General features: G+C 41.2%; 10 protein-coding genes. 4 read left to right on the forward strand and 6 right to left on the reverse strand.

Translation table 11 applies throughout. From position 1 onward, the window contains the following. Window positions 1-177: 177 nt before the first annotated feature. The 4 genes from LK453_RS09485 to LK453_RS09500 form a co-directional block, all read right to left on the reverse strand. Window positions 178-564 carry a hypothetical protein gene (locus LK453_RS09485; RefSeq protein ID WP_007395156.1) on the reverse strand — a complete coding sequence of 129 codons (387 nt, stop codon included), beginning with the start codon at window positions 562-564 and terminating at the stop codon, window positions 178-180. A gap of 133 nt (window positions 565-697) precedes the next feature. Continuing rightward, entirely contained in the window at window positions 698-2,116 is a 1,419-nt protein-coding gene (locus LK453_RS09490; protein WP_227674397.1) for an aspartate ammonia-lyase, read from the reverse strand. A gap of 282 nt (window positions 2,117-2,398) precedes the next feature. Next, a complete protein-coding gene (locus LK453_RS09495) occupies window positions 2,399-2,758 on the reverse strand; it encodes an AzlD domain-containing protein (RefSeq protein ID WP_007395154.1) in 360 nt (119 codons plus the stop codon). Beyond that, complete coding sequence (locus tag LK453_RS09500; RefSeq protein WP_007395153.1) at window positions 2,748-3,392, reverse strand: AzlC family ABC transporter permease; 645 nt, start codon at window positions 3,390-3,392, stop codon at window positions 2,748-2,750. Before LK453_RS09500 ends, LK453_RS09495 begins: the two co-directional genes overlap by 11 nt. A 387-nt stretch (window positions 3,393-3,779) precedes the next feature. On the opposite strand from LK453_RS09500, the gene LK453_RS09505 reads away from it, so the two are divergent. Next, window positions 3,780-5,237, forward strand: coding sequence for an SLC13 family permease (locus LK453_RS09505; protein WP_201528463.1), 1,458 nt, complete (start codon window positions 3,780-3,782; stop codon window positions 5,235-5,237). A gap of 144 nt (window positions 5,238-5,381) precedes the next feature. On the opposite strand, the gene LK453_RS09510 is transcribed toward LK453_RS09505, so the two are convergent. Next, window positions 5,382-5,852, reverse strand: coding sequence for a Dps family protein (locus tag LK453_RS09510; protein WP_007395151.1), 471 nt, complete (start codon window positions 5,850-5,852; stop codon window positions 5,382-5,384). A gap of 344 nt (window positions 5,853-6,196) precedes the next feature. Next, the gene (locus LK453_RS09515; protein WP_007395150.1) at window positions 6,197-6,850 is read right to left on the reverse strand and encodes a YcxB family protein; all 654 of its coding nucleotides are present in this window, start codon (window positions 6,848-6,850) and stop codon (window positions 6,197-6,199) included. Window positions 6,851-7,357: 507 nt separating this feature from the next. On the opposite strand from LK453_RS09515, the gene serS reads away from it, so the two are divergent. From serS to LK453_RS09530, 3 genes are all read left to right on the forward strand, one after another. Beyond that, window positions 7,358-8,656, forward strand: a complete 1,299-nt coding sequence (gene serS, locus LK453_RS09520; protein WP_201534404.1) for a serine--tRNA ligase — start codon at window positions 7,358-7,360, stop codon at window positions 8,654-8,656. 155 nt (window positions 8,657-8,811) lie between these two features. Then, window positions 8,812-10,812 carry a transketolase gene (gene tkt, locus LK453_RS09525; RefSeq protein ID WP_201534400.1) on the forward strand — a complete coding sequence of 667 codons (2,001 nt, stop codon included), beginning with the start codon at window positions 8,812-8,814 and terminating at the stop codon, window positions 10,810-10,812. A 438-nt stretch (window positions 10,813-11,250) separates the two neighbouring features. Continuing rightward, window positions 11,251-12,441, forward strand: coding sequence for an acyl-CoA dehydrogenase (locus tag LK453_RS09530; RefSeq protein ID WP_201541758.1), 1,191 nt, complete (start codon window positions 11,251-11,253; stop codon window positions 12,439-12,441). The last annotated feature ends 90 nt before the right edge of the window (window positions 12,442-12,531 follow it).

Here is a 12,531-nt window from a genome sequence, read left to right on the forward strand (position 1 = left end):
AAAAGGTTATGCGCATAAAAAAAGAGGGGGAGTATTCCCCCTCTTTTTTATTGGTCTAAATCTAAGGCTAATTCATATAAACGAAGTAGACCTAATTGATGAGCGACTAACTAATCCGTACGCCACTGGCTTTTACGCTATGCAGTCATACGCTATTAACGCTAACAAGTTTGGACTCTATTTGGTAAAACTAGCGTAGCAAGTCTGCAGAGATTTTGCCACAACCTTAGTAACCAACTGTGCACGGTATTGAGGGTCTAATGCAGCATTGGTCATATCTACCACAGTGATTTGCTGAGGTGCTTGCTCACTGACACAGCCGCAAATCTTAGTTTTTGCCACTTCTTCTTGCTCAGAGTTCATGGCCACTCGTGCAATACGCCACGCATTTTGCTTTTCAAGCTCACTACGGCACTGTGCATCTACCGCTGTTCTGAAGATATTCATACCTACGTTGGTGGCAGTACCCACAGTATTGCTTGCATCAGCAGTAGTGCCAGTAGCGGCACAGCCGGTTAATGCTATAGATGCCATCATGGCTGAAACTGCTAATAATTTTTTCATGAATCGTTCCTTGAGGGGAGTTAAAAAAAGTAGGCTACTTAAAAAATGAAAAATTATCAATATGAAGTTTGTCTACCCTCTAATTTTAACTCTCCCACCTTATAGTTAGTATTGAATTATTAACAGCAAATAACTAACCTTCAGCATTTTGTTTTAGCAATGGATATACCATGTTTTCAGGAGAAATGATCTGATCTAAAGTCTCCTGATCCAACAGCTTCTCTTCTAAAACGATATTGTAAATACTACCGCCGGTTTCTTGTGCTTTTTTGGCAATACGGGTAGATACTTCATAGCCCAAGTGAGGGTTTAGTGCGGTTACCAGACCAATATTACTTAACACCTGCTGACGACAATAGTCTTCATTCATTTCAATACCATCAATACAGCGAGTGGCAAACGTCTCACAAATATTACTTAACATCACAAGGCCGGTGAATAAGTTGAAAGCCATTACTGGTTCAAATACGTTGAGCTGCAGCTGACCGGCTTCAGAAGCCGTAGCGATCGTATGGTCAATGCCCATAATATGGAAACAAGCTTGGTTCACCACTTCTGGGATAACGGGGTTCACTTTACCTGGCATAATCGAGCTACCAGGCTGCATTTGAGGAATGCGGTATTGACCCAGACCAGCACGAGGGCCTGAAGACTGCAAACGGATATCGTTGGCGATTTTTGATAATCGAGTGGCTAACAGACGCAAATTACCCGATAACGCAACATAGGCACTAGTGTCTTGGGTGGCTTGAACCAAATCGTCAGAGGTATAGTAAGGCTTACCGGTGAGCTCTCTTAATACTTCAGCACAAGTTTGAGGGTAGTTAGTCGGCGCATTAATACCCGTACCAATAGCGGTGGCACCCATATTAATTTCATAAAGCAGCTCACGTACCTGTTCAATACGTTTCTTCTCCGCCTTAATCATGGTGGCAAAAGCATTGAACTCTTGGCCTGCAGTCATAGGTACCGCATCTTGCAAATGGGTGCGTCCCATTTTTAATCTATGGCCCAACTCTTCTTTTTTATTTAAGAAACTTTCAATCAACAGGTCCATTTTGCTCAATAGACGCTCACAATAGAAGTCTAAGGCAAGTTTCAGTGCCGTAGGATAAGAGTCATTGGTAGACTGAGACAAGTTCACATGGTTGTTAGGGTGTAGGTAGTGATATTCGCCTTTTTCATGCCCCATAATTTCCAAAGCACGGTTGGCAATAACCTCATTGACGTTCATGTTGGTCGACGTGCCTGCACCGCCTTGGAACATATCAATAATAAATTGGTCATGTAGCTTATCTGCGATTAAGTCATCACAAGCGGCGACAATCGCCTCTTTTTTGGCTTCATCTAGAACGCCAACTTTATGGTTGGTAATGGCTGCTGCTTTTTTAACTGTAGCAAATGCTCTAATGAAGGGAGAGAATTGATGCAAGCGTACTTTACTAATATTAAAGTTTTCATAGGCACGTAAAGTCTGAATACCATAGTAGGCATCTGAAGGAATATCACGTTCACCAAGTAAATCATGTTCATTTCTAGTAGAGGAGTTCATGCTTATTTTTTTCCTATTATCAAGGTAACTGGTAATAAGACTCATACCATAGCATAGATATTCTAAAAATTGAGTCGATAAAATACTTTTGAGCGTTTATAGAAACAAAGGTTATGGATGACTAATAATTTAAGGGGTTTTACAAACTAAAATTTTAGTTTGATAGGTTCAATTGTGTTTCTAAGCCACAGATTTTCTAAGTCACTGACTTTCCAAGCCACTAATTTTCCAAGCCACTAACCTTCAGAGTCTTTGAGTTTATGAACCTAATAAATAAAATGATTAGCCCAATGTTCCATTAAATAGCCAAAGTAGCGCATTAAGGGCGGCAATACCCACAATCATACTGATTAATAACTGGCGACTGAGATGGTAAATAAGCAACACCGAAATCAGCGCCCCAATTTGAGCCAGTAATAAATGCAACTCAGGACTATTAAAGCCGGTCGAGGCTGACACGTCCTTATAGGAGAGACTGGTTAAAATTAGTAATACCATGACGGATAGAGGCAGACTTTCATTCAGTCTATGTAGCCAAGGGGTGTCGAGCAGCTTTCTAGGGATTAAAGCGGGAAGGGCACGAGTAATGAAAGTGACACCAGCCATCGCCAAAGTTGCCAAAATAAGATAACTACTGGTCATTATTGACTCCTGTCACAGTGCGTTCTATCCAAAATCCACGACCTAAAATCAAAATCATACAAATGGTAATCGCCATTAATAATAGCCAGTTATCGGTAAATAATGAGGCGATAGCCAGTGATACGATGGCAATAACGATTGGAAAATAACGTTTGATACTTTGAAATTGCTCATACGCTAATATGGCAAATAGACAGACCAGTGCAAAGTCTAAATGCGGGATCAAATCACTTAGTGTACTGCCGATTAGCACCCCAATAGCACCCGCTACTACCCACCACATTTGATTAAACAAGCTTATGGGCAGCATCAATGCTTGTCGCGATTGCTGTGGCAAGCTGGTCATTACTGAAAAAGTTTCATCGGTAAGAGCAAATAGACAATAGGTTTTGGCCAACTTGTTGTGAGGCAAAGACTGCAACAAAGGCATGGCATAAAACACATGACGTAGATTAATCGCGGCAATATTGGTGGCAATATTGCCAATAGGTAAGCCTGCGCTGAGCATCGGCAGACACGCATATTGAGCAGCGCCAGCATAAAGCACGACACTCAGCATAATTGTCGCCCACACCGGAATACCGGCTACTTGAGCAAGCACACCGAAAGCAATGCCAGCAGGTAAATATCCCATGGCGACTGGGAGGCTTCTTTTGAACCCTTCGGCCCAGTGATGGCTATTCTGCTTATGCAGCGCCTGGTGTCTTGAATCCGTAGTCAAAGGACCTCCTTATATTTATCGTTTTATGCTTGGCATTAATCTTAAATTTTATTATCGAGCCACGCTTAAGTTTTAGTCGATTTTGATATCACCTATGGTTTGAGTCACATACCATAACTCATAATAGTAACTTTTTAGAAATGTTTAGTGACTTTTTAATCTATCAAAATTACAATAATTAATTATTATAGTAAATATTTACGGTCTATTTGACACAAAAGCTAATAACCTCTTATTTTTTAGAGGTTATCTAATAGTATTTCTCACACGTGTTATGAGTAATTTTTATAAGGACATTGTATGTCACAGTCTAATATGAAACCGACCCCGCCACCGGGTGCTAATGACAATTTAGACAGCCATCTACCCCATGATGGTAATGAGTACCTATTTACCGATACTTTTCCTAAAGGAACAGGAAAAGGTCTGATTATTACCGCTATTGCGGCTGTCATTAGTTTGATACTTTTTAATGTTCTACCTTTTGAAACCGATGTCAATAAGGGCTTGGCGATGTTGGTGTTCATCGGGATGCTATGGTTAACTGAAGCATTGCATGTCACCATTACTGCCATTCTGGTGGTCATTGTCGGCGTGGCAATCGGTATTCCAGAATTTGATACCAAGTCGGCCTTATCGAGTTTTGCAAACCCAACTATCTACCTGTTCTTTGGGGGATTTGCGTTAGCAGCTGCTTTACATGTGCAGAAGCTAGATGAAAAGATTGCTTTAAAATTAATCTCTTTGTCTGGTGGAAAATTAGGCAACGCCGTGGTGCTGATATTCTTTGCCACAGCAATGCTCTCTATGTGGATATCGAATACCGCAACAGCGGCCATGATGTTGCCCTTAGCGATTGGTATGTTGTCACAGGTAGATCGTCAAAAAGACCGTGGCACCTTTGTGTTTGTACTGCTGGGTATCGCCTATTCTGCAAGTTTGGGCGGGCTAGGAACCATTGTTGGTTCTCCGCCAAATGCTATTGCTGCCAAAGCATTAGACATCTCATTTGTGGATTGGATGAAGTTTGGTTTGCCCCTGACATTTGTACTAACGCCTTTATTATTAGGTGCGATGTATCTGGTATTAAAACCTAATTTAAATGTGCGTATCAGCAGCGTGAATCAACCTGAAATTCCTTGGACCACACCAAGAATTATTACCATCGTCGTATTTATAACAACGGCATTGTGCTGGATATTTGGTAATAAACTGGGTGAGATGCTAGACATTGCTGATATTGATTCTATTATCGCGCTATGTGCTGCAGTGGCTGTGGTGAGTTTTGGCTTGGTATCTTGGAAACAAGTTTCAGACAACACTGACTGGGGCGTGCTCATGTTATTCGGTGGTGGTATCGCTTTGTCTAACATATTGAAGTCTTCTGGTGCTTCTTTAGTGATGGGCGAAACTGTGGCCAACGCACTGATGACAACGCCTTTATTCTTAGTCATGTTAGCGGTTGCTGCTTTCATTATTTTCTTGACAGAGTTTGCGTCAAACACTGCTTCAGCAGCGTTACTAGTGCCTGTTTTTGTGGCGATTGCAGAGCAAATGGGTCTACCTACTGAAGTATTGGTGATGATTATTGGTATCGGCGCCTCTTGTGCCTTCATGTTGCCTGTGGCCACACCACCAAATGCCATCGTATTTGGTACGGGTCTGATCAAACAGTCTGAAATGGTCCGAGTGGGTATGGTATTAAATATCGTATCGTCACTAGTGGTCGCTTGTTGGGCTTATTTCTTCCTACTGTAAACTTCATAACTTTATAAGTTCTAAGCGAAAGAGTTACACAAAAAAATCCCCCGTAATATACGGGGGATTTTTTATGGCTAAGTTAAATGGATGATTCTATATACAAGTTGTCTAATAAGTTATCTAAACAAGGTGTCTAAATAATTAGCCTAAGAAAGCGTTGTACATCCAAACCAGTTTTTCTTGTTCTTGAACATAGCCATCTACTAGGTCTGCAGTGCCTTGGTCTTCCGCTTCTGCTGCGGTAGCAGAAACATTACGCTGCTCTTCGATAAGCTCTTGCAAGCCTGCAACCACACCGCGTACACACTCGTTACCATTGAATACGCCTTTGTCTTCTTTAATAGAACTATGTTGAGCAAAGTCGCTATAAGCATGAAGTGGTGTGCCACCCAGGGTTAGTACACGTTCTGCAATTTCATCGATTTGAAGTTGTAGGCTGGTGTACAACTCTTCAAATTTAGGGTGTAGCGAGAAGAAATGTTCACCTTTCACGTTCCAATGATAGCCACGCACGTTAATATAAAAAATGTGATAGCTTGAAAGTAGACCATTTAATTTTTCGATTACAGCGGTCATGTCTTTTTTTTCTAAACCAATTTGATTGGTACTCATAATAATTATCCTTTTTATTTAGTATTTTAATATGGGGTATGAATTGGGCTTATCCCCTTTGCCCTTGACGATTATTATAATAACAAAGCTTTTATAATAAGTTAAATATAACGTTTCAATAGTTATAATAGGTTTTACAAATGATAAGGTTTATTAACTGGATTCATTATCAAACTTAACGTCAGGACTAAAACCATTAAATTTAACAATAATTTTAAGTTAGAAACTGCATTCTACAGATAATCAGTGACAAAAAAATGACCCGAAGTGGGTCATTTTGTATAAGTAATGGGTCGTTTTGTATAAAGTGTCATCTAGGCTTTGCTTAAATAGCAGCTATCTTTTTATTGACCAATGGCTTGAGGTTGAAGACCTCTAATAGGCACAACTTCTTGTAAGTGAGTACGTACCGTATCAATAGGGAATTTTTGCGCTTTCAAACGTTTAGGGATAATTTGACTGCCTTGTTGACCTTGCATCTCAAACAGCATAAAGATGTAGTCATCGGTTTCTTCCCAGCTTTTAACCGCTGTCCAAGGAATCACTGCTTGCTGAGTCGCTGCACCACGCATTTGCATGCCACGCATGGCTTTATTGGCCTGTAGTCCAGCATTTGGTGAGGGCATCGCCATGATTAAGCCGTGTTTCTGTACACCAAGCTTTAACTGCTTCATTTCCTCTGGCATTTCTTGCTCAGCCATTTGTTTTTCAAACTCTCTTTTGACATACCATTTCATGCCTATGGTACGTACCAATAAATACACCACTACCAAAACAAGCATCAAGTAAAATATAAAAGTCGAGTATCCTGTGACATAGACAAGACCAGCAATAGAAACTGCTACGACAATGGCCATAATAATCCATTCTTTGACTTTAATATTCTTTAAGCCGAAAGAGGGGTTAGTTTGTTCAAATAACTCAAATTGTGCTTGATGAAACTCTTCTTCAGTCAAATTAATATCAACAGGTTGGAGGGTGTAAGGGTAAAGAGCCATATAATTACTCGGATAAGATGTTAATTGGGCAAAAAATAAAATGAGAATGACATGTTGGGGGTAATAGCACGATGTCATTGAGACAGTGCTATCTTACCGAAAACTGGGGGCAATTGGAACTTTAAACCCCGAAGTAAACGCTTAAATGTGCTTCGTGTCCGATAAAAATAAAAAGTGACCTTAGTCAGCAGGGCAGCATCTATGAGTAGAAAACAGCGGTTTGGCTATGACTAATTATAAAATTGTATACTTTTATAACGAATTTCAGGTCATATCGACGTTTTGCCGTGGTCAAAAATGCTCGGTCTTGGTATCATAGGCAACATTATTTTAGGGTTTACTTCGAGTGCTATTTTAACGATTGTCATTGCCTAGCTTGATGATTAAAAACAAACATAAGTAGTGCTTAAAGCTATTACCCCATTGTGGTTATGTTCAAGTTTCTGTCCAGGTTTTAAAAATTAGTTTTCTAAAAAAAGTTCTTACACTCCCAATAAAAGGTGTCGCATGATTGATCCTAAGTTATTACGCCAAGATTTAACGGAATTAAAAGCTAAGCTTGCCAAACGTGGTTATGAGCTAGATATGGATTTTTGGCAGCAAATGGAATCACAGCGCAAATCGCTACAGGTCATCACTGAAGATTTACAAGCCAAACGTAATGCTGGCGCGAAGCAAGTGGGTGTGCTTAAGAAAAATGGCGAAGATGCCAGTGAGTTACTTGCTGAGATGCAAGCAGTCAGTGGTGATATCAAAAAAGCGGAAGAAGACTTAAAAGCGCTACAAGATAAAATCAATGAAGCAGCATTGCAAATCCCAAATATCCCAGCCGATGATGTGCCAGAAGGCGAGTCAGAAGAAGACAACGTTGAAGTCCGTAAATGGGGCACACCAAAACAATTCGATTTTGAAATCAAAGACCATACCGATGTGGGTGAAGGCTTAGGTCAATTAGACTTTGCTGCTGCTGCTAAGTTAACCGGCAGCCGTTTTAATGTTTTAACGGGTCAATTGGCTCAATTGCACAGAGCTTTAATCCAATTCATGTTAAACACTCACACCGTTAAATATGGCTATACCGAGTGCTATGTGCCTTATATTGTGAACTCTGATAGCTTAAAGGGTACGGGTCAGTTGCCTAAATTTGAAGAAGATTTGTTCAAGTTAACCAACCACACTAATAACGATGGTATGGGGTTTTATTTAATCCCAACTGCCGAAGTGCCTATGACCAACTTGGTACGCGGTGAGCGTTTGGAAGCCAGTAAATTACCGCTTAAATTTACCGCACACACACCTTGCTTTAGAAGTGAGGCAGGCTCGCACGGCCGTGATACGCGCGGCTTAATTCGCCAGCATCAATTTGAAAAAGTTGAAATGGTGAACATTGCGACAGCAGCGCAGTCAGATGAGTTACTTGAACAAATGACTGCTCAAGCAGAGTATATTTTACAGCAGTTAGAGCTGCCATACCGTGTGGTAAAACTGTGTACTGGCGATATGGGCTTTAGTGCGCTACGTACTTACGATATTGAAGTATGGTTGCCAAGTCAGGATACCTACCGTGAGATTTCAAGCTGCTCAAACTGTGGTGACTTCCAAGCGCGCCGTATGGGTACTCGTGTCAAAGACGGTAAAAAGACAGAATTGGCGCACACCTTAAATGGTTCTGGCTTAGCCGTTGGCCGTACTTTATTGGCCATTATGGAAAACCATCAAAATGCTGATGGCAGTATCACCATTCCTGAAGTGTTGCGTCCATTTATGGGCGGTGCTGAAACCATTACCGCTTCAAATTTATTTTAAGGATTAGCTTTTTTTAATCTTATTTTTAATACTAACAGTTACCTTGTTCACCCTTGATTTTAGCGGAACAAATCTCGAATTATCGATGACTTGTCCTGCTAATGTTTACTAAAAATTATTTAGTTTTAATAGACCACCAAAACCTAGGATTTTTTATGTCAACACCTATATCTGAACGCAAACTAGCTAACGCCATTCGTGTGCTTTCTTTTGATGCGGTACAAAAGGCCAATTCAGGGCACCCAGGCGCACCAATGGGGATGGCTGATATTGCTGAAGTATTGTGGCGTAAATTTTTAAAACATAACCCAGCAAATCCGAACTGGCATAACCGTGACCGTTTTGTCTTGTCTAACGGCCATGGCTCAATGCTAATCTATTCATTATTACACCTAACAGGCTATGATGTTAGCATTGACGACTTAAAGAACTTCCGTCAATTGCATTCAAAAACGCCAGGTCACCCAGAATTAGGCTATACCCCAGGGGTTGAAACAACGACTGGTCCTTTGGGTCAAGGTATTGCTAACGCTGTGGGCTTTGCTATTGCTGAAAAAACTTTGGCAGCTCAGTTTAACCGTGAAGGCCATAACATCATCGATCACCACACTTATGCTTTCTTAGGCGATGGCTGTTTGATGGAAGGTATCAGCCATGAAGTAGCCTCATTAGCCGGTACATTAGGTCTAGGTAAATTAGTATTCTTCTATGATGACAACGGTATTTCTATTGATGGTGAAGTAGAAGGTTGGTTCACTGACGATACTCAAAAACGTTTTGAGAGCTATGGTTGGCAAGTGATTAAAGTAGATGGCCATGATACCGATGCCATCACTAAAGCGACCGAAGAAGCCATTGCAGAAACCAGCAAACCAAGCTTGATTATATGTAAGACTATCATTGGTGTGGGTAGCCCTAACAAACAAGGTAAAGCGTCAAGCCATGGTGCGCCATTAGGCGATGACGAAATCACTTTAACCCGTAGTGAATTGGCTTGGACCCATGCCCCATTTGACTTAGATGATGAAATCTACGAAGGTTGGGATGCCAAAGCTAAGGGTGATGTGCTAGAGAAAAACTGGAATGCAGATTTCGAAGCTTACAAAAAAGCTTATCCAGAACTTGCCGCAGAACTATTACGCCGTCTAGAAGGTGAACTACCTGCTGACTTTGATGAGCAAGCGCAGGCTTATATCCAGCAGTGTCAAGAGCAGGGTGAAAACGTAGCTAGCCGTAAAGCCAGCTTCAATGCCATCAATACTTTCCAGCCATTATTACCAGAGCTTATGGGCGGCTCAGCAGACTTAGCAGGATCAAACTTAACCCTGTTTAAAGATGCCAAAGGTATTGAGAAAGACGCTGATGGTAACTATATTTACTACGGTGTTCGTGAATTTGGTATGACGGCCATTGCTAACGGTATTGCGTTACACGGTGGCTTTATCCCTTACGTGGCTACTTTCTTGATGTTTATGGAATATGCCCGTAATGCGGTACGTATGGGCGCATTAATGAAACAGCGCGTTATTCATGTTTATACGCATGACTCAATTGGCCTAGGTGAAGATGGTCCGACTCACCAACCTGTAGAGCAATTAACCAGCTTACGCACCACGCCAAACTTACATACTTGGCGTCCTTGTGACACCACAGAGTCGGCCACTGCTTGGGCAGAAGCTTTAAAAGCCAAAAATAATCCTTCAGCGCTAATCTTTAGCCGTCAAAACTTACCTCATCAACAGCGTGACAGCGAGCAAGTGGCAAATATTGCTAAAGGGGGTTATGTGTTGGCAAAAGAGCAGTCTGAATTACAAGCGATTATCATCGCAACTGGTTCAGAAGTTAGCTTAGCGATGAACGCTTATAACACCTTAAGCGAGCAAGGTGTGGGCGTTCGTGTGGTCTCTATGCCATGTGCAGAAGTATTTACCGCTCAAGATAGCGATTACCGTGAGGCAGTATTACCATCAAGCATTCGTGCTCGCGTTGCTGTAGAAGCAGCCCATGTTGATTACTGGTACAAGTTCGTCGGCCTAGACGGTAAAGTCATTGGTATGACCACTTATGGTGAGTCAGCGCCTGCTGAAGTTCTATTTAAAGAGTTTGGTATTACTGATGAAGCCGTGGTCGATGCGGTGAAAAGCCTAGTTTCATAGGTCTTAGACTATTCCGTAGGTTGGGTGAAGTTTACGATACCCATCACTCTTAATAGTTGAAAAAGAGCGGTCAGAATTATCTGACCGCTCTTTTTTTAATTTTAGACTTTTAAAGTTAATAGAATCTCTTTAAATCCTTCTTTGTAAAAGGGGATAGTCAGATTACTAGAGTCAACCTTAGCACTGTCTAAATTGGCCCTGTCTAAAACAGATGGTTCGTTTCCGTTCAGCATTATAGAATATAATAGTTGAATAAATAAATATTAGCAAAATCTGATTACTGTATATCTTTTAGATAATATCTAGCCAAACAAGTATGCTTACAGTATGTTTAGCTTAGAATGTCTTTTATAGTTATAAACTGACTTTTTTATTCTCGCTCTTATAGATAATGTTCTACATTTAACTCATTTTTAAGACACAGACAAGGAATACGTTATGTCAAATAACCGAACTCATAAACCTTCATTTGATTGGTCAGATCCCTTTTTACTACGTGATCAATTGACTGAAGAGGAGCAAATAGTACAAAAATCAGCCCATGATTTTTGTCAGACAGAATTAATGCCTGGTATTGTACAAGCCAACCGTCATGAAGTATTCGACCGAAATATTATGCGAAAAATGGGAGAGTTAGGTCTTTTAGGCATGACTATTGAAGGTTACGGGTGTGCCGGTTTGTCCCATGTGGCTTATGGCGTAGTTGCTAGAGAAATAGAATCGGTAGACTCAGGTTATCGCTCGGCAATGAGCGTGCAATCAAGTTTGGTCATGCATCCGATTTGGGCTTACGGCACAGAAGCACAAAAAGAAAAATATCTGCCAAAGTTAGCTTCAGGAGAATATGTGGGCTGCTTTGGCTTAACTGACCCAGACGCAGGCTCAGATCCTGGCTCAATGAAAACTCGTGCTAAAAAAGTAGACGGGGGCTACCAGCTTAAAGGTAGCAAAATGTGGATTACCAATAGTCCAATCGCTGATGTATTCGTGGTGTGGGCCAAAGACGATGAAGGTGAAATTCGCGGCTTTGTATTAGAAAAAGGCATGAAAGGCTTATCGGCACCGAAGATTGAAGGTAAGTTCTCACTGCGAGCTTCTATCACCGGTGAAATCGTAATGGACGATGTGTTTGTCCCTGAAGAAAACGCTTTTCCCGATATCCGTGGCTTAAAAGGTCCGTTTGGTTGCTTAAATAAAGCGCGTTATGGTATTGCTTGGGGTTCTATGGGCGCAGCAGAGTTTTGTTGGAAAGCAGCTCGTCAATATACTTTAGATCGCAAACAGTTTAACCGTCCGTTGGCAGCTACTCAGCTAGTACAGCTAAAGCTTGCCGATATGCAAACTGAGATTGCTTTAGGATTACAAGCGGCGCTGCGTGTTGGCCGCTTGATGGATGAGCACAATGCGGCGCCGGAAATGATTTCCATAATTAAGCGTAACAACTGTGGTAAGGCCTTAAACATCGCTCGTGTGGCACGTGATATGCACGGTGGTAATGGAGTTAGTGATGAATTTCATGTGATTCGCCACGTAATGAATCTTGAGGCAGTAAATACTTATGAAGGCACGCATGATGTGCATGCCCTTATCTTAGGTCGTGCTATTACAGGCATTCAAGCCTTCTCATAATTTAGTTCGTCATTCAAATAGGGATAAGAGGCAAGATTTATCTCCAGTTTTTTTCTCATAAGTAATTTACGCATGTTAAATAACTAAAAA

The sequence above is a fragment of the Psychrobacter sanguinis genome (assembly GCF_020736705.1).
GTDB lineage: Bacteria > Pseudomonadota > Gammaproteobacteria > Pseudomonadales > Moraxellaceae > Psychrobacter > Psychrobacter sanguinis.

What these genes read in the sequence shown, in the direction of transcription:
- LK453_RS09485 (WP_007395156.1), bottom strand. Translation starts at nt 564, where the DNA reads ATGAAAAAATTATTAGCAGTTTCAGCCATGATGGCATCTATAGCATTA.
- LK453_RS09490 (WP_227674397.1), bottom strand. Translation starts at nt 2,116, where the DNA reads ATGAACTCCTCTACTAGAAATGAACATGATTTACTTGGTGAACGTGAT.
- LK453_RS09495 (WP_007395154.1), bottom strand. Translation starts at nt 2,758, where the DNA reads ATGACCAGTAGTTATCTTATTTTGGCAACTTTGGCGATGGCTGGTGTC.
- LK453_RS09500 (WP_007395153.1), bottom strand. Translation starts at nt 3,392, where the DNA reads ATGGGATATTTACCTGCTGGCATTGCTTTCGGTGTGCTTGCTCAAGTA.
- LK453_RS09505 (WP_201528463.1), top strand. Translation starts at nt 3,780, where the DNA reads ATGTCACAGTCTAATATGAAACCGACCCCGCCACCGGGTGCTAATGAC.
- LK453_RS09510 (WP_007395151.1), bottom strand. Translation starts at nt 5,852, where the DNA reads ATGAGTACCAATCAAATTGGTTTAGAAAAAAAAGACATGACCGCTGTA.
- LK453_RS09515 (WP_007395150.1), bottom strand. Translation starts at nt 6,850, where the DNA reads ATGGCTCTTTACCCTTACACCCTCCAACCTGTTGATATTAATTTGACT.
- serS (WP_201534404.1), top strand. Translation starts at nt 7,358, where the DNA reads ATGATTGATCCTAAGTTATTACGCCAAGATTTAACGGAATTAAAAGCT.
- tkt (WP_201534400.1), top strand. Translation starts at nt 8,812, where the DNA reads ATGTCAACACCTATATCTGAACGCAAACTAGCTAACGCCATTCGTGTG.
- LK453_RS09530 (WP_201541758.1), top strand. Translation starts at nt 11,251, where the DNA reads ATGTCAAATAACCGAACTCATAAACCTTCATTTGATTGGTCAGATCCC.